Source organism: Flavobacterium calami, from assembly GCF_038290035.1.
In the GTDB taxonomy this organism is placed as follows: Bacteria; Bacteroidota; Bacteroidia; order Flavobacteriales; family Flavobacteriaceae; genus Flavobacterium; species Flavobacterium calami.
Window position 1 is genome coordinate 75641 of record NZ_JBBYHS010000003.1, and the last position, 23436, is coordinate 99076.

Genomic DNA, 23436 nt, shown 5'->3' on the forward strand with positions numbered 1-23436 from the left:
CTTAAAAAAGCATTAATTTAAACATTAATTGTATTTATTTTTTACAAACCATTTGTCATTGAAAGAAAAACTAAGACTTAAGTTTAAATAATTTTCCTGAACTAAATTAGCAGAAACAGTTCCTTTTTTACCATATTCAATTCCGAAATTCACATTAGAAAATGACCCTGTAATTGGAAAACCTGCTCCCAAAGATATTCCGACATCTTTTATAGACTCATTATTCACCACCAGTCCAATTTTTTCGTATTTAAAACCAGCTCTGTAAGTAATTCTGCTAAAATAACTTGAGAAAGAGGTATAATTTGGAAGATAATATCCTCCTACAGCATATTTTGCGTATTTTTCATAATGAACATTCTCGCTTGTGTTATAATAATTTTCAAATTTACCATTACCCTGAAAAGCAAGACTCGTACCCACCAACCATTTTCTGGCCTGTCCAATACCTGCACCAATAGTTACTTTGTTAGGCATTTTCAAAACAATACTTGCAGGATCAGTAACCAATGGAGTATCATCACCATCCACTTCAATTGTTCTTTCACTATCCGATGTCAGGTTGCTTCCAAATGTATAAGCCAGACTCGTAAACAATTCCAGTTTTTTATTAATTTTAGTTTGATACATAGTACCTACATTAAAATTAAAACCAGACAATATTGAAGTGTTTGTTTCTCTTGTTCCGCTAGAAACTCCAGTTATAGCTTCTATACTTGTAGTTTCTATTTTTCCGAAATTATACTGCATATCAAAACCAACATTCCACTTTGGCATTATTTTATATGCTAATGCTAAAAAAGCTTTATTTAAACCTCCTTCTCCCTCATACTGAGTGCTCGGAAGTTCAGTACCCGAATTATCATTTCTGATTTTATAACCGACAGAAGAGACCGGAATCAAACCAAATCCCCCACCAAACTTACCCATTGGTATACCAACAAGCAAATAATCAAAAGTAGATCTTGTAGAATTAGCTTTTTCATTTTGGCTCTTTACAGTAGAAGTTCCATAAGTCCCTCCTACAGTAAAGGTTGTTTGTATCAGAGCAGCATAACTTGCGGGATTTTCTACATTTATATGTATACTATCCTGTTCTACCGAAACACCAGCCATTGACCTGTTTTCTAAAGTACCTCTAAATCTAACATCACCTATTCCGTAAAAAGAATAAGGAGAAGCTGTACCCTGCTGAGCAAATGAAACAAACGAAACAAGCAGACAGGTGCTTAGTATAATTTTTTTAATCATTGTCGATTTTATATTGAAATATTTGATTCAAACTTTCCAGTAGGAAATTTGAATTGGCAAATATGGTATTTTTTAATCGTTTAGCCAAAAAATCTGTATCACCTCCCGTTAAAATTATTATAAAATTTGAAAAATTTCTACGATATTCATCGATAAAACCGTCAATCTCATAGACGAAACCGTTAACAATTCCTGAATGTATAGACTGTGCAGTACTATTGCCAATGTAAGATTCGGGAACCTCTAACTCTAAAAGAGGCAGCTTAGCAGTAAAATTATGTAACGTTTCGTACCGCAATTGCAAACCTGGAGAGATAGCTCCACCCAAATAATGATCTGATTCGTCGATAAAATCGTATGTTACACAAGTTCCGGCATCAATTACCAGCCTGTTTTGTTTGGGAAACTGCAAAACCGCCCCGGCAGCCAAAACCATCCTGTCAATCCCTAAAGTTTTTGGGGTAGCATACTTATTAACAAAAGGAAAAGCATTTTCGTGAGTTAAAAAATGAATATTAAGCTGTTTTTCAAAAGTCAAAAAAGACTGCTTTTCGACATTTCCGACTGAAGCAACAACCAAATCAGAACAATTTTGAAATTTTTCTAAAATATTTTTAATTTTTTTTTCAAGCTGATTTTTCTCAAAAACAAATTTCCCCAAAACACTATCCCCCTCAAAAACAGCAGCTTTAATCCGGGTATTTCCAACATCAATAGTTAAAACCATATTTATTTTTTTACCAATGCGAAGATACGAATTGATTTTTTTAAAAAAATGTTTTGCACAAACCAAAAATGATTATATATTTGCACCCGCAAACACGTTCACACAACACTATGAAAATAGAGAATGTAACGACAAGCAAGGTACCTTAGCTCAGATGGTAGAGCAATGGACTGAAAATCCATGTGTCCCTGGTTCGATCCCTGGAGGTACCACAAAACCCGAATAGCAATATTCGGGTTTTTTGTTTTTATTTTTTTTAGAAAATCTTTATTTTAAAATTCTAAAAGCACACGATTTCGAATCAATCACTACGCACGATTCGAAATAATAGAAAATTCAGGTACTTATAACAACAGAAAACTGAAATCACATTTTAGGGATATTTGGAAATATATTACCGGAAGAATTCTTTAATTCAAAAACAATTTACCATTAAGTAAAAAAGGTCTTTAAATCAAAAAAGCCGTCCACAAAAGTGGAAAGCTTTTCATTGGTCTAACTACTAAACCAGCTACGAGTTACAAAGTCGTAGCAAAACAACACAACTAATCTTAGATACCGTATTTGGGCAAAAAAGCCTTTCCGTTAAGAAAGGCTTCTCCCAATATTGCGGTCTGGACGGGACTCGAACCCGCGACCCCATGCGTGACAGGCATGTATTCTAACCAACTGAACTACCAAACCTCTGCGTTATTGCGGTTGCAAAGATAGTACAGAATTTCGTTTCTGCAAGTGTTTTTATAAAAAAAGTGAAATATTTTTTTAGCTTTTTAGCCAAAGTTTTGTTTTTCAACCAAATATGTAGTCAATATTTTTTCAAAATTATCGCCAACATTGACCGGAACGTACTTAATCTGGTTCTTGGCACAGGTTAAAGCCAGATTTTTAAAGTAGGCTTCTGCCCTTTTTTCATATTCCAGCTTTACATTATCAGCAAAAATCGATACTTCTTCACCCGATTCTAAGTCGATAAACTTTCTTGGCGTGTTATCGAAGTCAAATTTCAGCTCGGTTTCATGATCGACTACGTGAAATAAAACTACTTTATGCTTGTTGTGTTTTAAGTGCTGCAGCGCGTTAAAAAGCTTTTCATCATCTTCAGACTGAAACATATCGGTAAACAGAATAATCATCGAACGACGGTGCATTTTCTCTGCGATCTGATGCAAATACGTAATCGTGTCCGTGCTTTTTTTTACCTTTGGCTGTTCTAATAACTGCTCCAGTTTATTCAAAAGCATTCTGTGATGACGATCGCTTCCTTTTTCAGGGGCGTAATATTCGTAACTATTGGAGAAAACACTTAAACCAACGGCATCACGCTGTTTCTTTAAAATATTCATTAAAACTGCCGAAGCCAAAACCGCAAAACCAATCTTCTTTTCATAAAAAGGCTGATTCGATTTCAGTTCAGGATAATGCATCGATGATGAGTTATCGACAATCAAATGACAGCGTAAATTGGTTTCTTCCTCATAACGTTTCGTATACAAACGATCGGTTTTGGCAAATAATTTCCAGTCGATATGTTTGGTGCTTTCGCCTGCGTTATACACTTTATGCTCGGCAAATTCTGCCGAAAACCCATGAAAAGGACTCTTGTGCATTCCGGATATAAAACCTTCCACAACCTGATTCGCCAGCATTTCGAGATGCTGAAAACTGGAGACTTTCTCTATTTCCGATTCAATTTTCATTCGGTTTCTTTTTTAATATTTTGTGCTTTAAAAAGCAAATCTGTCGCCATAAACAATTTACGTTTCAGGATTGGACTAAAATTAGGATTTTCCTTCAGGAATCGCTGTACTTCATCAAAAGCATATTTCGATGAATACCTTCCAACTGTATTATCCAGCCAATCTTTTGGAAAAAAGATATCACCCGTACGCTGGATTTCTTCCGTCAAATCTAATGAAAATCTAATATATTTTTGAGCACTTTCCTGACGAAGCGGATGATTTACATTGGCCAAACCAACCGAAACCCAGGATTCTTTCTCGCGGTTTGCATCGTCTTTTAAAGATTCCATAAACGCATTTCGAACCGATTCAACTTTTGATAATGAAGGCAATAAAAACTCAAAACGCTTTTGTTTATCCGGATTTGTAAAAGATGTTCTGGTTTTCTCCAAAATCTCATCGGCTTTTGCATGCTTGAAAATCGCCAGGTTCATCGCCATATTGGTGTAATCGTCTTCGTTTAATTTCAAATTCGGAATCGAGATTTCTCTGTTCCATACTTTATACAAACTGGCTTTTGCCGAATTTGAATAGGCAATCGAACTAAACAATCCGAATAATGTCTTTTTAATATTGGCTGATAAATTAGCCTGCAAGCGCTCTTTCAAAACACCTTCAAGCTGTTTTTGAACTTTTTTTTGTTGTTTTTCCGTCAATAATCTCCAGTAAATTGTATTAAGACTATTCGAGACAATTCTTAAAACCAGTTCATTTTCTTCTGTTTGAATTCCTTTTAAAAAAGAATCAAAAGCTTTGTCTGGCGAAACATTTCCAATCAATGTATTTTCATAAAGATTGCTGTAACACGAAGCTCTTGCAACCTCATCTTTCAACGTAGCAATATAATTTAAATTATTCCCGTCAAGCGGAAAAACCCCGTATCCAAAACCATTATAATTGTAAACCACGGCAAGCGGTTTTTCAAGTCCGACAGCCTCTTTTACAAGGGTATTTTTATCATTAATATTAACAGATAAAATCTTTACCTCTTTTGTATAAACTAAACCAATCTGAAAAACCTGAGGCCAGATATTCTCCGATTTATCTTCGGCTTGTTGTTGAATTTCAAAGCTTTTGATTCGGTTTTTAGAATCGTATTCGACTTTATCCGTAAAAATTGCTCTTCCAGATTTGTTCACCCAAACTTCGCTCCATTTTTTCATATCAAGCGGTGTTTCGGCATCGAGAAGTTCTACCAGATTATTCCAGTCAGCATTGTCGTTGGCGTATTTTTGAATGTATTTTTGGATTCCTTTTTGAAAAGCTTCTTTTCCCATCGAAGCTTCTAACTGACGCATCATAATGGGCGCTTTGTTGTAAATAATGGCTCCATAAAGCGAACCCGCATTCTTTAAATTCGCCAAATGCTGTTTGATAGGATGTGTACCTAAAGATCGATCTTCCGCGTAAGCGCCAGGATAATGCGCTGTAAAAAACTGCAGATTATGATTGACTTTCGGAAAAATCGGGTTCATGATTTTGTCTGCCATAAAGTTGGCCAAAACCTCTTTCATCCAGACATCGTCAAACCATTTCATTGTAACCAAATCACCAAACCACATGTGTGAGGTTTCATGTGCGATGAGTTTTGCCCGGTTTAATTTCTCGCTGTCAGTTGCGCTGTTATCCAGAAACAAAGTCGATTCACGGTACTGAATTGCACCTACATGTTCCATTCCACCATATTGAAAAACCGGGATTGACGCAAAATCCAATTTCTGAAAAGGAAATTTATAATTGGTATATTTTTCTAAAAAATCTAAAGATTGCTGATGTAGATTGAAAATAGTATCGGTGCTGCTTTCTAGTTTGCCTTTGTCATTTTCGCGGTATAAAAAAGTCATTTCTAAACCAGGTTTCTTCGTGATACTATTGAATTTTCCCGCTACAAACGAAAACAAATACGTACTCATTTTGTCCGATTCCCCGAAAGTGTACGAAGTAAAATCACCCTTTTCAACTTTCTCTTTTACATCGGCTCCAGCCAAAACCTTCCACTCTTTTGGAACAGAAAGGCTCAGTTTGTAAGTCGCTTTGATGTCCGGCTGATCGAAACACGGAAATAAAGTACTGGCGCGGTCCGGAACTAATAAAGTGTACAGAAAATCATCGTTTCTATTTAAAGATAAATTTCCGGCGATGAATGAAATTACAATCGTATTTTTTCCTGAAATCAAACTTTCAACAGGAACAGCAATATGTCCTTTTTCATGAACAATAGCGATACTTTTTCCGTTTGCTGAAACTGATTTTATATTTGAAGTTTTCTCTTTAAAATCTAAATATAAGGGCTGACTCAAATCAGACAAATTTAAATTTAAAGTCAATTGAGAATTGATGTTTTCACTTTTCTGATTTGGGATTTCGAATAAAAGCTCATAATTCACATCAGAAATTTGATGTTTTCGAAAAATGGCCAGCTGCTCGGAAACGCCATTTTCTAAAAGAATACTTTCTTTTTGTTTTGATTGGGAAAAACCAATTGTAATGATGGTAAAAAAACTAAGAAAGCAGTAGAAGATTTTCATTTTTAAAGGAATATATAAGATTCGTAAAAATAAAAAAAAGGATTGGTTTTAGAAGGTCTCTATGTAAAAGTTTGTCATTAGCGATGGGTTGAAACAATCTATGCGCTAAATTTTTCACGCAGATTTTAAAAAGATTTAAGCAGATGAACGCAGATTACTATAACTGATATCTAAATTAAATCTGCTTTAATCTGCAAAATCTGCGTGAAACAAAAATTATTTTAATCCGAACAAATTTAATTCATAGCAATAAAAAAGGCCTGACTTTCGTCAGACCGTTTTTATATCAATCGTAATCTAAGATTACAACAAAGCGTCTAAGCTGTCTGCGTAAGTTTGTTTCGGAGCCACTCCTACTTGTTTACCTACTACTTCACCGTTATGAAAAACCAAAACAGTTGGTATGTTACGCACACCGTATTTTGCAGCGAATTCCTGATTTGCATCAACATCAACTTTTCCAACAACAACTTTACCTTCGTATTCGTTGCTTAATTCGTCAATGATTGGACCAACCATTCTACAAGGGCCACACCATGCTGCCCAAAAATCTACCATTACCGGTTTATCTGATTTCAAAACTACTTCATCAAAAGTAGCATCTGTGATTGCTAATGCCATAATAATTTATTTTAAGATTATCCCTTCTGTTTTTTGTTCAGGGAAACAATTTTTTAATAAGTTTTAAACTTGAGTACAAATTTAGAAATTTTAAATCAATCAAACGTTATATGAAAATTAGTTTTGATTATAAATGTATTGTCAATAATTATATTAATAATAAAGATATTGTTAATCGAAATTAAAACCTGTTAAACACTGAAAATCAAAACATTAAAACAGAGTTGATTTTTTGTTATCTTTAAGAAGATAAAATACAATCCTATGAAAGCAATTTTACACCGAATTAAAAGTTTTCTGCAATCAGCCGGTTTTAAAAAATACGCCAGACGTTTTAGTTATTTTATTTTAGGATGTATTGGATTCCTTCTTATTGCCTGTGGTGCCTTATCGGTTTATTTTAATCAGAATAAGACTGAAATCGTTGCCAAAATCAACACTAAAATCAATGAAAACATCAACGGAAAATTTCATGTTGGTGATTTTCAGTACAAATTTTTAATAGGTTTTCCTAATTTTACACTTGCCCTGAAAGATGTCGAACTAAAAGACAATCAATGGCAAATCCACAAACATACTTTATTAAAAACCAACGAAATAGAAGTACGTCTTAACGTCTGGAGTCTGCTTCAAAAGGAAATCAACATTCGCAAAATACTGATCAACGACGCACAGATTTATGTGTACAAAGCCGAAAACGGTTATTCGAACGCTAATATTTTTAAGCCTAAAAAGAAAAAAACGCCCGAAAGCGAATCGGAAACCGAAACCATCATCAATCAGGTGGAGCTCAACAAAGTCCATTTTACTTTAGACAATCGTGTGGGGCAAAAATTATTTGACTTTGATGTAACCCTTTTAAAATCAAAAGTGCGTTATGACGGCGACAACTGGCAGACCGATGTTTTTCTGGATACGCAGATCAACAGTCTGGCATTTAATACGGTTCATGGCAGTTTTGCTAAAGAAAAAAGGCTAAAAGGAACTTTAGCTGTTTCTTATGTTTCTGAAAAGGAAAAAATAGATGTTAAAACCGAAAATCTAAAAATCGGTGAAGATTCTTTTGACATTGTCGCTTTTTTTAATGTAGGGAAAGGAAATTCACTTTTCGGAATCAATATCGGTACTACGATTTTATGGCAGAACGCTTCCAACCTGTTATCCGGAAACATCAGTTCGAAGCTGAACCGTTTTGATTTAAAGAAGCCAATTGATGTAAATTGCGACATCAAAGGTGATCTTAATGTCGAGGGTGATCCGAAAATTGTAGTTCAGGCAATCATAAAAGATAACGAACTCCACATTCCTGACGGATCAATTACCGATTGTAGTTTTAAAGGCATCTTTACCAATAATTTCAAGCCAAAAGCAGGTTTTGACGATGCCAATTCGGCTGTTATCCTGACCAAATTTTCAGGAAATTACCTCAATGTACCGCTCAAAATTCCGCAGTTAAGCATCAATAATCTCGAAAAACCGCTTGCAACCGGAATCCTGAGTTCAGATTTTGATGTAAACCGTCTCAACGAAATGAGCAACGATAAGTGGATTCAGTTTTCAGAAGGTCACGCTACGGCCCATCTGAAATTTCAGTTTGACATTGTAGATCTCTACATCAACAAACCGCGTTTTACAGGTAATGCGAGTCTTATCAACACCTCCTTTCATTATATTCCTAAAAACATTCAGGCCGAAAAAGTAAATATACAGCTCGACTTTACCCAAGAGGCTTTGCTCATTAAAAAAATTGCCTACAAACACAAGAAAAACACCATTTTTATAGAAGGCAAAATTGATAATTTCCTAAACCTCTATTACGATGCACCCGAAAAAATGGTCGTCAACTGGAAAATCTATTGCCCTAATATCGATGTCAAACAATTTCTGGGTATTATGGCTTCTTCCAAAAAACAGAAAGTCGCCAAAACCACTAAAAAGCCAACCGTTTCCAACCAATTGCGAAGCGTAATCGAAAAATGCTCGGTTGTAATCGACATCAAAGCCGACAAAATAAATTATAACAAACTGACCGCCATCAATACCACGGCCACGCTCCAGATGCTGAACTCGAAACTTGTAATCAAAAACGGCTCACTGCAGACTTCCGGCGGAAGCGTCGCTTTTAATACCGAAATTTCGCCAAGCGGAAAAAATTTCGCTTTCCGTTCCAGCGCGCAGGTAACACGGGTTGATATTGCGAGTTTTTTAAAATCGTTCAACAACTTCGGGGTTCAGTCCTTCAGTCCCGATAACATCCGCGGAAAACTCACCAGTTCAGCCCGTGTAACCGGTTTTATCAACAGTAATGGCGAGCTCATTACCAATTCGACCCACGGAGATCTCACTTTCAATGTCAGTCAGGGCACTTTGATCAACTTCGAACCGATCATGAAAGTTGGCAAATTTGCCTTTCCGTTTCGCAATGTCGAAAACATCACTTTTAGCGATTTATCGGGTAATTTTAAATTGCGTGGAGAACAGATCGATATCCACAAACTCACCATCAGTTCCAGTGTTCTAAACATGGATGCCAAAGGTATTTATTCCTTCGGCCGGGGTACCAACATCGCAATGACCATTCCCCTCCGAAACTCCAAAAACGATGCTCAGCTCGCCACCCAGGCCGAACGCGACGCCGTTCGCGAAAAAGGAATCGTACTGCATTTAGTCGCCGTTGATGTCGATGGGAAGATGAAAATTAAGCGTGGGAAGAAGGATAAATAAAATGGATATGGATTTTGGATAGCTAAAATAGAACAAAATAAGCAACGGGATTATAAAAATAATCTAAGGGTTGAAAAATTAGGCTATAAAGTTTTTCGATTTTGGGAACATGAAATAAAAAAAAGAAACTCAAAAATTCATTCATTTAATTCTCTCTTATCTAATTGATCTTTAAACAAATAAAAAAGCAGCTATTTTTTGTTCTAATTTATAACAATAAACATTTTTAATTATGAAACTTTTTTATTTATTTTTGTAACCATTGTATAATGTTAAATAACTTGGTTATGGGCGACTATATTTCATTGTCTGAAGCATCAGAATTGTTAGGAAAGAGTAAAGAGACTTTAAGACGTTGGGACAATGAAGGAAAATTGAGTGCTGTACGTGAACCTATGAGCAATTACAGGATGTACAAAAGATCTGAAATTAATAATTTATTTTCAAGTTTTATAGATGACGATATACAAGAAACCATTTCTAATCATGTAATTCCAGAAAATAATTATACCGTTCTTGAACTTTTCGCTGGAGCTGGCGGATTAGCCATTGGAATGGAGAAAGCTGGATTAAAATGTGTTGCTTTAAACGAAATAGATAAGTGGGCATGCGAAACTTTAAGGGCTAATAGACCAAATTGGAATGTTCTTGAAGGAGACATAAAACAGTTCAATTTTTCAGAATACCATAATAAAGCAGATGTTGTTACGGGGGGCTTCCCTTGTCAAGCATTTAGTTATGCTGGAAAAAAACTTGGCTTAGCGGATGCTAGAGGGACATTATTTTATGAATTTGCAAGAGTAGTAAAAGAAGTAAACCCTCCAATTTGTATTGGAGAAAATGTTCGAGGATTATTAAACCATGACAATGGTAAAACCCTTCAAGGTATGATCTCAATTTTAGATGAAATCGGATATAATGTTGTTCCTATTCAAGTCTTAAAAGCAATCAATTTTAATGTACCTCAGAAAAGAGAAAGGCTAATTTTAGTTGGTATTAGAAAAGATATTAATGTAAAATACGAATATCCAAAGCCTTACAAAAAAATTTACAATTTAAAAGATGCTTTAAAGAAAGGTGATTTGTTTGATTGTGATGTTCCAAATTCAGGAGGGTCAAAGTATCCTAAAAGCAAAGTTGAAGTTTTAAAATTAGTTCCGCAAAAAGGATACTGGAGAGATTTACCAATTGAAATTCAAAAAGAATTTATGGGCGGTAGCTTTTATCTTGGTGGTGGAAAAACAGGAATTGCAAGAAGAATTGGTTGGGATGAACCTTGTCTAACATTGACTTGTAGCCCTGCTCAAAAACAAACAGAAAGATGTCACCCTGAAGAAACAAGGCCATTTACAGTTCGCGAATACGCAAGGATCCAGACTTTTCCAGATGATTGGGAATTTTCAGGTTCTGTTGCTCAACAATATAAACAAATAGGAAATGCAGTTCCTGTTAACTTAGGAAAGGAAGTTGGATATTCTATTATTAAGTTTTTAAACCAATATTATGATTCTCTAAATTCGAAAAGTTGAGAAATTTCTATTTCTTTAGCTAATTCTTCGACACCTTTATTTATTAAATCTTGAGTATCAATGTTCTCTATTAATATTTGAAGATTTTTTACTAATCCATCATAGAAATCTGGAAAACCTGTAACTCTGTGCCAAAATTCTTTACCTATTATTACTGGATGGGTTTTGTCAATTACTTTGTAATGCATACTCAAGTCGGATTGTTCACCATAAAGAACACCGACAATAAAATCAGTATTATTAATGTTTTTAAATGCTTTATTTGTACGCGCAAGATTAATAGTATTAGTAAATTTATTAATTAAAGGTTTTACATCTTCAGAATTAATAGTATTGGGTCCAGATTTTAACTGACACCATTTTTTACGATTATCAATTTTATCAATAAATTCAATATCCATTCCTTTAATTAAAGAGCCTTCAGCAATTTTTAAGTCTACAAACATATTTTGTATTCTTGTTCCAAAAGAGGTGTTTATTGAAGTTCCTAGAACTCTTGGGTAATATAATGCTTTTGCAACCCCAAGCGGAGTATAATCATTTTCTAAAACTTTAGATAAATACTTTACAACGATTGGATTTATATTATAGTTTTTAAGTTTAGAATGTGTATTAATTGAAGCAGTGATATGGTTTTCAAAGATATATATATTGAAATACTCTACAACTTCCTGAATTTTTTCTTCTTCTGTTATTTGCTCCATTTATTCAAAATTTTATATTGCTAAAATAAGGTTTTTAATCTATTGGAAATCATAATTCTTTAAACTTAAATCAAAAACCTATTCTATAACAATAATTTCAACTTTGATCAAAAACCAAGCAAAATTTTTCATAATCTTTCCTTAACTCACTTGTCATTTCATCTAAAAAAAGATAGATTTGAGAAACAATCATTAAATATAAACCGTTATGAAAATTCAAATCAACACCGACAAAAACATTGAAGGACACGCAAGATTAGAAAACTATTTTTCTGAAGAATTAGAAAAAGGTTTAGCACGTTTTGAAGATAAAATTACCCGCATAGAAGTGCATTTTGGAGATGAAAATGGAGAGAAATTCAGCTTAAACGATAAAAAATGCGTTCTTGAAGTCCGCATTGCCAATTTACAGCCGCTTACTGTTACAGAACACGCTGATACACTTGAAAAAGCTTTTAGCGGTGCTTTGGCAAAAGCCAAAAAATCACTGACTACCACTTTCGAAAAAATGAAAGCGCATTAATTTTTTTTGAAGGTTCAAAGCAACAAAGGGACAAAGGCTCTAAGGTTTTCTTAGCATCTTTGTCCCTTCCTCTTACGATTTCGGCAATGGCGCTCCTACTGCAATATCGCAGCGATGTCCCGGCTGACCGTGTACCGGGTTTGTTCCTTCTTTGGCCGCTACGGGTTTTGCATTTGCGGTTTCGGTACTTAACAAAGCAGGAACCGCATTGTTTGCCGGAGGTGTTACCGAAAAAGATTTTTCGACTGTTCCGCTTTGTGGAGCAGCAGCGGTAGTGGTGGTGGTAGCTGGTTTTGTAACTGGAGAATTTAAAGGCGCTCCAACCGGAATATCACATCTATGACCCGGCTGACCATGCGACGGATTCATGCCTTTACCTACTTTTACCGGAGCGGCAGTTACCGTTTTTGTCGTAACCATATTCGGCTGATTTGCATTGACCTGAACCGTTTGCGGTGCCTGAGCTGCTACCTGCCCTTGTTGTGTTGGTGCCGAATTTAAAGGTGCACCAACGGCTATATCACAACGGTGTCCCGGCTGTCCATGAGCGGGATTCAGTCCTTTTGTTTCTCCTAAAACTGTATTCGGGTTTGTGGCCGAAGCCTGTACCACCGGAGCGGCTGTTTTAGAAGTGTCTTTTGCAAGTCCTAATCTTACCAATTCGGAGGTTGCGGTGTTCTCCTGAGGTTCTAATTCTTTTTTACAGGAAATTAAAACTAAGGAGGCAATAATGATCGAACTTATGTAGATTTTTGAATTCATGATTGAGGTATTTAAAAGCTTTCAAATATAAATTTTTTCCACCATATAAGTGATATAAGATAATTTAAGTTTTGAGTTACTTTGTTAATAGTATTAGAAAGGGATATAAGAGAATTCGAAAAACTTTACGTCTTTACGAAAATAACAATAAGCTTATATTTTTTTTGCTCGCAGATTTTGCAGATTTTGCAGATTTTTTCATAGCTTTCAAAATTTTATCTGCTAAATCTGCGAGAAACTTTCTTTTGTTAAAAATGATATATGATAATTTAAGTATTTTTCTTAGGTATACTTTGTCTTTATTAATCTCGCAAAGTCGCTAAGACGCAAAGTTTTTATTTTAATTTTCTTTGCGGTTCTGCATCTTTACGAGAAACAACAATAAGCTTATATCCATTTTTCGCTCGCAGATTTTGCAGATTTTGCAGATTTTTTCATAGCTGTCAAAATTTTATCTGCTGAATCTGCTAAATCTGCGGGAAACTTTCTTTAGTTAAAAATCATTCTATTATCTTTAAACTTCAAATATCTTATACATGAAAAAGACAATCCTTGTACTTTTATTCGCAACTGTTTTTGCAAATGCCCAAAATGCCGAAAAAGACAAAATCAACCAAACACTTGATGCCTGGCACAAAGCCGCCGCCGATGTAAAATTTGATGCTTATTTTAATGCCATGGCTGAAGATGCAATTTACATCGGAACAGATGCTACCGAAAATTGGGTCAAACCTGATTTTAAAAGTTGGGCAAAACCTTATTTCGATAAAGGCACAACCTGGAATTTTACCGCTTTAGAACGTCATATCTTTTTTGACAAGTCCGGAAAAATAGCCTGGTTTGACGAATTGCTGAATACTCAGATGAAAATTTGCCGCGGTTCAGGCGTTTTGGTAAAAGTGGGAAAAGAATGGAAAATTCAGCACTACGTTTTATCCATGACCATTCCGAATGACGAGGTGGATGCAATTGTGAAAATAAAAGCACCCATTGAAGATATTCTGATTGCCAAACTTCAAAAAAAATAAGCAATATCTTTCATTCTTCTTGTAATTCGGGCTTTCACAGTGTGTTGCTTCTCAAAATATCAATTTCATTATAAAATATTTGGCAATAATAGCGTAACTTTAGAAGTCTAAAATAGAATACTCTCAAAAAAAGCTGCTTAATTTTATAAAATTTGCTAAAATAAAAACACAGCCTCTATTTTGCCACCCCTTAAAATTAAAATATTTATTTTTTTTTAACTTTGCCCCCAAAAAAAATAGGGCTCAATAAAGTATTTGAAAAATGAAAATAGAAAAACGCTGGATCATTTCCTTTATTATTATAAGTATTGTTTGTATCATAGGTGCATTTTGGCCAACAGTTACAGAAAATAATTATGTATTATCTACATTTGGCACCACTGATCACATTGTAACGGCAGACGTTGCCTGGATGCTTACTTCATCCTGTCTGGTTTTAATCATGACACCGGGATTGTCTTTCTTCTATGGCGGAATGGTAGGCAAGAAAAATGTTATTTCGACTATGTTGCAGAGTTTTATCTGCCTTGGGGTTGTGACACTTTTATGGGTTGTAGTAGCTTTTAGCCTTGCGTTTGGGGAACCGGTTGGTTTTGGCTCAGGAGATCATTTTTACAGTTTCTTTGGTGATCCTACCACTTTTGCTTTTATGGATTATGTAGGCGTTTTGCCTCATAAACAATTGGCCAGTACGATTCCGTTTATGCTTTTTGCTTTGTTTCAGATGAAATTTGCTATTATCTGTCCTGCTATCATTACAGGATCATTTGCTGAGCGCGTTCGTTTTATCTCTTATTTAATTTTCATTAGTTTATTTACGATTTTTATATATGCTCCTTTGTGTCACGCGGTTTGGTATCCGACGGGTGTTCTGGGAAGCTACTTTGGTGTAAAAGATTTTGCCGGAGGAACTGTAGTACACATGAGTTCCGGATTTGCCGCTTTGGCCGGAGTTATCGTTTTAGGAAAAAGAAAAAACAGTCAGCATATTCCAACCAATATTCCGTTTGTATTATTAGGAACCGGAATGTTATGGTTTGGCTGGTTCGGATTCAATGCCGGATCTGCACTTGCTGCCAACGGAACTGCCGCTATGGCTTTTGCCACCACCACAACTTCATCGGCTGCAGCCATGTTAACGTGGATTTTCTTTGATCGTGTAAACGGAAGAAAAGTTTCTGCTCTTGGGGCATGTATCGGGGCTGTTGTAGGTTTAGTAGCTATTACTCCTGCCGCAGGCTTTGTATCGGTTCCCGAAAGTATGTTTTTCGGCTTCATAACAGCATTGGTTTCAAACACAGCCGTAAACTGCAGTTTTTCAAAAAGATTCGATGATACGCTGGATGTTTTTGCCTGTCATGGTGTAGGCGGAATCATGGGAATGATCCTTACCGCTATTTTTGCCCACGGTGAAAATGCAAGTTTACTGCACGGCGGCTGGAGCGTTTTTGGTCATCACATGATGGCATTAATTCTCGTATCCATTTTTACCTTCTTCGGAGCTTACTTCTTATTCAAAGTGACGAATTTCATTATTCCGCTACGAGTTTCAGAAGAATCAGAACACATCGGACTGGATTTGTCCCAGCATGATGAAACGCTGGATCCAAAATCAGGCCCAATTACTGAACCACATTACTAACCAAAAATAAGCCGCAGCTTTCTCAGCGTAAAACCTGAAAATACTGCGGCTAAAATTTAAACTTCAATTACACCTCGCCCATTCGTTTATATTGCTTAATTTTGCGGAAAATTTTTGTAAAAAGTGGGAAGTAAAAATAAACTAAAAAGATTCAGGGAAAACGAAACATTTCAAAACGTTTTTCAACCAACCAGAGAAGAAGTTACAGGCGATTTAATGCCTTTGAAAGGAAAATGGAATACTGATTTCTTTAAAAATGACAATCCGTTGATTTTAGAATTAGGATGCGGAAAAGGAGAATATTCTGTGGGACTGGCAGAAAAATACCCGGACAAAAATTTTATAGGAATTGACATTAAAGGTGCCCGTTTCTGGAGAGGTGCCAAAACAGCTGTTGAAAACGGTCTTCATAACGTTGCGTTTGTACGGACTCAGATTGAATTGATCAATCATATTTTTGCTGAAGGCGAAGTAGACGAAATCTGGATTACTTTTCCGGATCCGCAAATCAAATACAAAAGAACCAAACACAGAATGACGAACTCTGAGTTTTTGAAATTGTATAAAAAAATTCTCAAAAAAGATGGTGTTGTAAACCTAAAAACCGACAGCGAATTTATGCACGGTTATACTTTGGGATTATTACATGGTGAAGGGCACGAAGTTTTATATGCAAACCATAATGTGTATAAAAATGAAGGAAGTCCGGAAGTGGTTACTTCTATCCAGACTTTTTACGAAAAACAATATTTAGAAATTAATAAGGCAATTACGTATATTCGTTTTAAAATTAAAGACTAATTTAGTTTTAAAAACGAATTTCTAATCTTATCTCCTTAAACCGAATGACCTTAATCACTCCTTTATTTTCGGGTTTTCTTGCTGCAGCTATTGGGACAATTCCTCCGGGATTACTTAATATGACGGCAGCTAAAATTAATTCGAAAGAAGGAAGAAAAAATGCGCTTTCATTTGTAGCAGGCGCTGTTCTGGTTATTTTTTTTCAGGTTGCAGTTGCTGTTTTTTTTGCACATGTAATTGACAAAAGACCAGATGTTGTAATTGTTCTTCGCGAAATAGGATGTGTTACTTTTTCTATTCTGACAATTTATTTTTGGTTTATTGCTAAAGAACCAAAAGGCAGAAAAAAAGCAAAAATAAAAAGGAGTAGTAAAAAAAGCCGTTTTTTTCTGGGAATGCTCCTCTCCGGGCTGAATTTATTCCCCATACCTTATTACGTTTTGGTAAGCATTACCCTGGCCTCCTATCATATTTTCGCATTCGAAAACAATATTATTTTCACTTTTGTTTCGGGTTCGGTTTTAGGATCGTTTGCGATACTCTATTGCTATATTGCTTTCTTTGGAAAAATAGAACAAAAAACCGATTACTTGATGCGGAATATGAATAAAATCATTGGAAGCATTACAGGACTGGTAGCCCTTGTGACGCTTTTTAATATTCTGAATTATTATTTCGGGTAAAAATAAACCACAGATTAAAAGAGGAAACGGACTGCTTTTGCAATAGGGCAAAAAAGGTGGTTCAATCGTGAAAGCAATTCTAATTTATCTTTTAATCTGTGGCAACAACCAAATTATGGCTGAAGAAAATTTTTTCGAAAGAGTGTATGCAATCGCCAGACAGATTCCGTACGGAAGAGTAACTTCTTATGGCGCAATTGCAAAAGCATTGGGTACAGCGCGTTCTGCACGAATGGTAGGCTGGGCAATGAATGCCTGTCACAATATGGATGATGTGCCTGCACACAGAGTTGTAAACCGAAAAGGCCTTTTGACAGGAAAACACCATTTTGACGGAACCAATTTAATGCAACAGCTTCTGGAAAACGAAGGTATCCAAGTGATCAACAATCAGATTGTTGATTTTGATAAGCATTTCTGGCAACCTGAAATCACACTCTGATTTACTCCATCACCACGCTTTTAGTTTCTTCGGGCTGTGGTTTATCTTTTTGATACACATCAGGATAGAAATAAATTTCACCGGTTTCTTCATTTACCCAGCTTGTAAAATAACCTATGTATATCGGAATTTTATTTTTTAGGATACAGGTCGTTTCTTTTTCACCGTTCATTGCGTTATCAATCATTTCATCGTTCCAGTCCGGATCGTCTTTCAAGATTACATGAGCCAGTTTTTTGGCCTCTTTTATATTGATACAACCGTGACTAAATGTACGCTGTTCAAACTGAAACAAACTTTTGGCTGGTGTGTCATGCATGTAAATATCAAACGGATTTGGGAACAAAAATTTCACGAGTCCTAAAGAGTTTTTAGGTCCCGGTTTTTGTCTTACCTTTCCTCCGTTCCATTCCATATTATTATCTTCCAGATAGTTTTTATCTCTGGCCATATTGAGTTTTAATTCGTTATCAATTATACTCTGAGGCACGTTCCAGTATGGACTAAATACCACTTTATCCATGTTGCTGCTAAAAATTTCGGTTTCTGACCATGTAGTTCCTACGAAAACATCGGATACGAACTCATTGACTCCATTTCTTACATATAATAATCTGTAAGCCGGAATGTTGACCATAATATAATCTCTTGCGTCTATTAAATTTTCAGGAATCAGACGACAGCGTTCCATATTTAATTGTATCGTTTTGATTCTTTCCGATACAGGTTCGTTCATTTGTTTGATATGTTCAAATGAAAGTTTGTAATTTAAAGTAAGACCATATCTTTTTTTATAATTTAAAACTCCGGCCATTAGCTCTTCATCGTACAAATCGCTTTTAGAATCTCTTTTCAAATCACCGTCTACAAACAAACGCTCACGAATTTGTTTGACTACAGCTCCACTGTCAAAAGGTTTTAGTTCTTTATAGGTTGCACTGTCGATATCAATTTTTTTCCACAATTTTTTTCTTTCAATTTTTTGGTATTTTTCCAGAGCCGCTTCAAGACGGTCATACTGTCTGGATAAAAGATAGACTTCACGTGATGATTTCGATTTCACTCCACTTGAATCTGAATTATTCTGAACTTTTGGATTTTCTTTGGAATACAAATTATTATTTGACTTTATATCTTTATTCTTAAAGCCAAATGAAGTGAATACAAAACCTGTTGCTATAATTAGGATGAATTTATTTAATTGTCTCATGATGTTATTTTTTTAAATGTTTAAAATTGCTTTATTTAAAAAAACAGCGAAACTTAAGTTAGAATTACCTTCAAAATGAGTTTTTCACTATATTTTTAAATATTGAAAATCAAAAATTTAGGGTATTTCAAATTTACAATGCCCCACAAGGAATTGCTTTATAGAATATTATGAACATCTATTAAAATTCACACCAGAGAATTATCTGACATTACAAAAGACTGAATTCCAGTATACCTAAAACTAAATAAGACAAATTACAAAGCTGGTTTTGTCTTTATCTGTCTGGTAGCTTAAGTAGCCACCATGCGCCTCAATAATGTTTTTAGAGAGTGTTAAACCAATACCGGCGCCATCTTTTCGGGTGGTAAAAAACGGAAGAAATACTTTGTCCTGAATGGCTGCATCGATTCCTTTTCCGTTATCAGAAATCGAGATAAAAAAGCGATTATTGTCTGTATAGCTGGATATAAACAATTTCTTTTCGTTTTTTTCTTTTAATGCATAAACACTATTCGTAATCAAATTGATGATGACCTGCTCCATTTGATTTCTGTCAATTAAAATCGAGCGTGAACTGTGAGTATCGTTTATTAATTCTATATTTTCCTCTTTTAAAACCGGACTCATGATTCGGATACAGTCTTCGAAAAGCGCATTTATTGGAGTCATTTGTTTGGTTGGCGTTGGCAGCATAGCCAGTTTACGGTAATTCTCTACAAAATCCTGCAAATGATCACTTCTGTTAATGATTGTTGAAATACTGCCTTTTATATCTTCAAAATCATCTTCTTCCAGTTTTTCCTGATCGACTATTTGAAGTAAATTCTGCGAAAGCGCCCGAATTGGTGTTAAAGAATTCATCAACTCGTGCGAAATAATTTTCATCAGATTGATCCAGGCTTCTTTCTCCTTTTTCTCAATAACACGCTGAATGCTATCCAGTAAAATGATAAAATATTCTTTATTATAGGTTTGTGTTCTGGAAGTCTGAAGTATAAAAGTCTGCAAATCCTGCTCTTCGATTTTAATCGAAATGGCCGATTTTAATTCGCTGAAATCTGTTTTTTCGATTTCGTAACAAAGTGATGGAATGTAATTTTTAAGATATTTCCAATGGCTTACTTTCGGAACTTTAAAAAGTTTGGAAAAAGAATCATTCATTAAAAAGATATTCCAGTCGTCATTTTCTTTTTCAAGGATTAAAGCGGGGCTGTCAATATTATTTAAAAGTGACCGATAAATCAGTTCTTTTGAAGTTTGTTCCTGCTGGCGTTCTTTTAAAGTTTCATACAATAAATACAGACTTTGAAAATTATCTTTTTTGTTCTCTTCGGGGAAATTGGTTGTAAAATCACTTTGTAATATGGAAAATATAGTCCTGTCGTAAAACTGCAATTGTTTTTTTACATAAAAATACATTTCGGCCAGCATTATAAAACCAAAAGAACCAACTAAAATGGCGTTGTAATAAAACATTTTATAAATCAGAAAAGCGCAGAAAAAAAAGAGGATCATTACGAATAACACCCTTACAAATAATGCATTATAGAACTTCCAGTTTTTCATTTAGTATTTTTTTGAATTTTCCCCAGATTATTTTTTGTCACTCCTGATAGCTATCGGGAAGAAATGATTATAAAGATTTTAACTTGTCTCAAAATTTTAGTCTCTCGCAGATTTGGCAGATTTAGCAGATAAAAAATCTTGACTCTTGATTCTTGATTCTTAATTTTTCAAATCGTATTTCTCAATTCTTCTGTACAAGGCCGCTCTGGACAAACCTAATTCTTCGGCTGTTTTGCTAATGTTGCCGTGGTGTTTCAAAAGTGTTTTTTCTATGGCGTTTTTTTCCAGTTCAGACAGCTGATTTTCATCGTCTTCGTGAATTTCTTCAAAATCAAGAATATCCAGATCAGTTATAGAAATGGTGTTATTATCTGCTAAAATCAAAGCGCGTTCAATCTTATTTTCCATTTCACGAACATTTCCTTTCCAGGGATAGCGTTCTAAATAAGGCGCCACATTTTCTTCAAAACGCCAGTTGTCCTGATTGTACTTCTCTGCAAGCTGATCCAGAACAAAATTGGCCATCGGAACAATATCATCTTTTCGCTCACGCAAAGGCGGCAAATTGATTTCCATCGTATTGATTCGATATAGCAAATCTTCCCTGAAAGTTTTGTTTTTTACTTCAGCCTTAATATCGTTGTTTGTAGCCGAAATGATTCGGACATTCAAAGGTCTGGCTTTGCTTTCTCCTAAACGCGTCACCGTTTTTGTCTGTAAAACATGTAATAATTTAGATTGCAGATGAAGCGGAATATTACCGATTTCGTCCAGAAAAATAGTACCGTTTTGCGCTGCTTCAAATCTTCCGGGCGTATCCGTTTTGGCATCCGTAAAAGCCCCTTTTGCATATCCGAAAAGTTCGCTTTCGAATAAATTATCACTCAGAGAACCCAAATCAACGTGAATAAAAGGCTCTTTTCTTCGTGTAGAATTCTGATGTATGAATTCTGCAAAAACAAATTTTCCGGTTCCGTTTTCGCCCAAAATCAAAACATTGACATCTGTTCTGGCTACTTTTTCGGCAATAGAATAAGCTTGTTTTATTTTTTGGGAAGTTCCTGTAAAATATCTTTTTTCGGCTTTTTCAGCAACAGGTTTTTTGTTGTTTTTTCGGCTTTCGGCGACAGCCTTATCAATTATTTCCAGTAGTTTTTCGTTATTCCATGGTTTTAAAACATAATCAAAAGCCCCCATTTTGATGCCTTCAACAGCGGTGTCGATTTTCCCGAAAGCGGTCATTAAAATTACAATTGTATTGGGAGAAAGCGTTTTTATTTCTTTCAGCCAGTGAATTCCTTCGCGTCCGTCTTCAAAACCAATTCGGTAATTCATATCCAGCAAAACGACATTGATTTCATTTTCATTCAAAACCGAAATGATTTTTTTCGGGCTGTTCGTCGTGAAAATGGTTTCAAAATGTTTTTTAAGAATCATTTTGGCCGAAAAAAGAATTTCTTCCTGGTCGTCAACAATCAATATTTGGGCTTGCTTTTTTCTCATGCTTTATTTTTTTGTCCGGTTCTGAACGGTCAACTGTTCATTATCGGACACTTAATTTTTGGATTGTTTTCAGCGTCTCTTTAAAATCAATGGTTTACAAAAAATAAATTTTATGGCACAGTATTTACCTTTTGATTATCAGTAAATTATTAAAAAAATGGACAAGGTAATTCCTCGTAAAAATAGAAAATTTAGATATTTCACAATAGCAATCGGCGTTTTTTTAGCTTTGGCTGCTCTGGTATTTTTTTCTTTTAATTCAAAAAGAACTTTAAATGTAAAAGCCGAAGAAATTTCGATTCAAAAAGTTGAAAAAGCCTTTTTCGAAGATTTTGTGGTTTTTCAGGCCAAAGCTGAACCATTGAATGTAATGCTTGTAAATGTTACAGAAGGTGGCTCTGTAAAAGAGATTTTTGTAGAAAACGGCGCCATGGTAACCAAAGGACAATCGCTGGCCCGTTTGTACAACCCCAACACAGAACTGAATTACCTGACTCAGGAAACCGCTATTATCGAACAAATCAATAATCTGAACACCGGAAAACTGAGTATCAGAAATCAGGAATTGAATTTGAATAAAGATTTGGTTTTAATCGAACATGATTATAATGATGCTAAAAGGCTGTACGATATGAACTCTAAATTGTATGATAAAGATGTGATTTCGAAAAATGACTGGAATACTTTTAAAGAGAATTTACGCTTTCAGGAAGAACGCAAAAAAACGATTCAGCAAAGTATTCAAAAAGAAAAGCAGTCCAATCAGGTTCAGATTTCACAAATTAACCATTCGATTCAGACCATGGAAAAAAGTCTGGAGATCCTTCGAAACAACAAAAAGAATTTCCTGATTACGGCTCCTGAATCCGGAAGGCTGACTTCTTTTGAACCGGTTTTAGGAAAAACATTTCAGGCGGGAGAAAGTATCGGGAAAATTGATTCTAAAAAAGGATACAAACTGGCTGCCGATGTAGATGAATTTTATTTGGAAAAAATTCGAGAAGGCTTAAAAGGTCAGGTAGAGTTTAAAGGAAAAGTTCTTGAAATAATGGTTACCAAAGTAATTCCGGAAGTACAAAACGGTCATTTTACCGTAGAACTGGCTTTTACTTCTAAAGAAACTATCGCATTGCAGGACGGATTAAGTTTTGGCGTAAAACTGATTTTATCTGAAAAAAGTAAAACTTTGGTAGTACCAAAAGGAAGTTTTAATCAGGAAACGGCAGGAAAATGGATCTTTGTAGTAAAAGGAAATAAAGCCGAAAGAAGAAACATAAAATTAGGAAGAGAGAATCCTTCGTATTATGAAGTTCTTGAAGGATTAAAAGAAGGCGAATCTGTAATTACATCATCTTATTCAGATTATAAGGATATTGAGGAGCTTTCTATTCAGTCGCAGTAGACAGTTTTCAGTCGCAGTGTCAGTTTACAGCAGTCAATTCACAATTTA

At 35.1% G+C, this 23436-nt stretch carries 20 protein-coding genes and 2 tRNA genes; 11 read left to right on the top strand and 11 right to left on the bottom strand.

Going from position 1 to position 23436, the window contains the following annotated elements:
- Positions 1-24: 24 nt before the first annotated feature.
- Positions 25-1251: a BamG family beta-barrel-assembly machinery protein gene (gene bamG, locus AAEO57_RS03320; RefSeq protein ID WP_341689456.1), complete on the bottom strand. Its 1227-nt coding sequence runs from the start codon at positions 1249-1251 to the stop codon at positions 25-27.
- Positions 1244-1978, bottom strand: a complete 735-nt coding sequence (locus AAEO57_RS03325) for a type III pantothenate kinase (RefSeq protein WP_341689458.1) — start codon at positions 1976-1978, stop codon at positions 1244-1246. Before AAEO57_RS03325 ends, bamG begins: the two co-directional genes overlap by 8 nt.
- Positions 1979-2117: 139 nt before the next feature.
- On the opposite strand from AAEO57_RS03325, the gene AAEO57_RS03330 reads away from it, so the two are divergent.
- Positions 2118-2190 (top strand) — tRNA-Phe (locus tag AAEO57_RS03330).
- Positions 2191-2588: 398 nt separating this feature from the next.
- On the opposite strand, the gene AAEO57_RS03335 is transcribed toward AAEO57_RS03330, so the two are convergent.
- From AAEO57_RS03335 to trxA, 4 genes are all read right to left on the bottom strand, one after another.
- Positions 2589-2662 (bottom strand) — tRNA-Asp (locus AAEO57_RS03335).
- A gap of 86 nt (positions 2663-2748) precedes the next feature.
- On the bottom strand, positions 2749-3675 hold the full coding sequence (locus AAEO57_RS03340; RefSeq protein ID WP_341689460.1) for a DUF58 domain-containing protein: 927 nt from the start codon (positions 3673-3675) through the stop codon (positions 2749-2751).
- Complete coding sequence (locus tag AAEO57_RS03345) at positions 3672-6245, bottom strand: M1 family metallopeptidase (protein WP_341689462.1); 2574 nt, start codon at positions 6243-6245, stop codon at positions 3672-3674. The genes AAEO57_RS03340 and AAEO57_RS03345 overlap by 4 nt, the downstream gene beginning before the upstream one ends.
- A gap of 303 nt (positions 6246-6548) precedes the next feature.
- A complete protein-coding gene (gene trxA, locus AAEO57_RS03350) occupies positions 6549-6866 on the bottom strand; it encodes a thioredoxin (RefSeq protein ID WP_110305890.1) in 318 nt (105 codons plus the stop codon).
- A gap of 264 nt (positions 6867-7130) precedes the next feature.
- On the opposite strand from trxA, the gene AAEO57_RS03355 reads away from it, so the two are divergent.
- The 3 genes from AAEO57_RS03355 to dcm all read left to right on the top strand — a co-directional run bounded on the left by AAEO57_RS03355 (position 7131) and on the right by dcm (position 11119).
- The gene (locus AAEO57_RS03355) at positions 7131-9590 is read left to right on the top strand and encodes an AsmA family protein (RefSeq protein ID WP_341689466.1); all 2460 of its coding nucleotides are present in this window, start codon (positions 7131-7133) and stop codon (positions 9588-9590) included.
- Positions 9591-9617: 27 nt separating this feature from the next.
- Entirely contained in the window at positions 9618-9758 is a 141-nt protein-coding gene (locus AAEO57_RS03360) for a DUF559 domain-containing protein (protein ID WP_341689827.1), read from the top strand.
- Positions 9759-9871: 113 nt separating this feature from the next.
- The gene (gene dcm / locus AAEO57_RS03365) at positions 9872-11119 is read left to right on the top strand and encodes a DNA (cytosine-5-)-methyltransferase (RefSeq protein WP_341689829.1); all 1248 of its coding nucleotides are present in this window, start codon (positions 9872-9874) and stop codon (positions 11117-11119) included.
- On the opposite strand, the gene AAEO57_RS03370 is transcribed toward dcm, so the two are convergent.
- Entirely contained in the window at positions 11092-11823 is a 732-nt protein-coding gene (locus AAEO57_RS03370; protein ID WP_341689468.1) for a PmeII family type II restriction endonuclease, read from the bottom strand. The two genes, dcm and AAEO57_RS03370, sit on opposite strands and share 28 nt — an antisense overlap.
- Positions 11824-12031: 208 nt before the next feature.
- Here AAEO57_RS03370 and AAEO57_RS03375 point away from each other — a divergent pair, with 208 nt between their 5' ends.
- Positions 12032-12346, top strand: coding sequence for an HPF/RaiA family ribosome-associated protein (locus AAEO57_RS03375; RefSeq protein ID WP_269234400.1), 315 nt, complete (start codon positions 12032-12034; stop codon positions 12344-12346).
- Between the two features lie 72 nt (positions 12347-12418).
- On the opposite strand, the gene AAEO57_RS03380 is transcribed toward AAEO57_RS03375, so the two are convergent.
- Positions 12419-13108 carry a hypothetical protein gene (locus AAEO57_RS03380; RefSeq protein WP_341689472.1) on the bottom strand — a complete coding sequence of 230 codons (690 nt, stop codon included), beginning with the start codon at positions 13106-13108 and terminating at the stop codon, positions 12419-12421.
- Between the two features lie 536 nt (positions 13109-13644).
- On the opposite strand from AAEO57_RS03380, the gene AAEO57_RS03385 reads away from it, so the two are divergent.
- The 5 genes from AAEO57_RS03385 (at position 13645) to AAEO57_RS03405 (ending at position 17704) form a co-directional block, all read left to right on the top strand.
- Positions 13645-14136, top strand: a complete 492-nt coding sequence (locus AAEO57_RS03385; protein WP_341689474.1) for a nuclear transport factor 2 family protein — start codon at positions 13645-13647, stop codon at positions 14134-14136.
- Between the two features lie 262 nt (positions 14137-14398).
- Positions 14399-15778: an ammonium transporter gene (locus AAEO57_RS03390; protein WP_341689476.1), complete on the top strand. Its 1380-nt coding sequence runs from the start codon at positions 14399-14401 to the stop codon at positions 15776-15778.
- 123 nt (positions 15779-15901) lie between these two features.
- Positions 15902-16579 (top strand): tRNA (guanosine(46)-N7)-methyltransferase TrmB, encoded by a 678-nt coding sequence (trmB, locus tag AAEO57_RS03395; protein WP_341689478.1) that lies wholly within the window; start codon positions 15902-15904, stop codon positions 16577-16579.
- A gap of 44 nt (positions 16580-16623) precedes the next feature.
- Complete coding sequence (locus AAEO57_RS03400) at positions 16624-17262, top strand: LysE family transporter (protein ID WP_341689480.1); 639 nt, start codon at positions 16624-16626, stop codon at positions 17260-17262.
- A 115-nt stretch (positions 17263-17377) separates the two neighbouring features.
- On the top strand, positions 17378-17704 hold the full coding sequence (locus AAEO57_RS03405) for an MGMT family protein (RefSeq protein WP_341689482.1): 327 nt from the start codon (positions 17378-17380) through the stop codon (positions 17702-17704).
- A gap of 1 nt (position 17705) precedes the next feature.
- On the opposite strand, the gene AAEO57_RS03410 is transcribed toward AAEO57_RS03405, so the two are convergent.
- From AAEO57_RS03410 to AAEO57_RS03420, 3 genes are all read right to left on the bottom strand, one after another.
- Positions 17706-18914, bottom strand: coding sequence for a L,D-transpeptidase family protein (locus AAEO57_RS03410; protein ID WP_341689484.1), 1209 nt, complete (start codon positions 18912-18914; stop codon positions 17706-17708).
- Between the two features lie 243 nt (positions 18915-19157).
- Positions 19158-20483, bottom strand: coding sequence for a sensor histidine kinase (locus tag AAEO57_RS03415; protein WP_341689486.1), 1326 nt, complete (start codon positions 20481-20483; stop codon positions 19158-19160).
- A gap of 159 nt (positions 20484-20642) precedes the next feature.
- Positions 20643-21986 carry a sigma-54-dependent transcriptional regulator gene (locus AAEO57_RS03420; protein ID WP_341689488.1) on the bottom strand — a complete coding sequence of 448 codons (1344 nt, stop codon included), beginning with the start codon at positions 21984-21986 and terminating at the stop codon, positions 20643-20645.
- 157 nt (positions 21987-22143) lie between these two features.
- Here AAEO57_RS03420 and AAEO57_RS03425 point away from each other — a divergent pair, with 157 nt between their 5' ends.
- The gene (locus tag AAEO57_RS03425; RefSeq protein WP_341689490.1) at positions 22144-23388 is read left to right on the top strand and encodes an efflux RND transporter periplasmic adaptor subunit; all 1245 of its coding nucleotides are present in this window, start codon (positions 22144-22146) and stop codon (positions 23386-23388) included.
- Positions 23389-23436 lie beyond the last annotated feature (48 nt).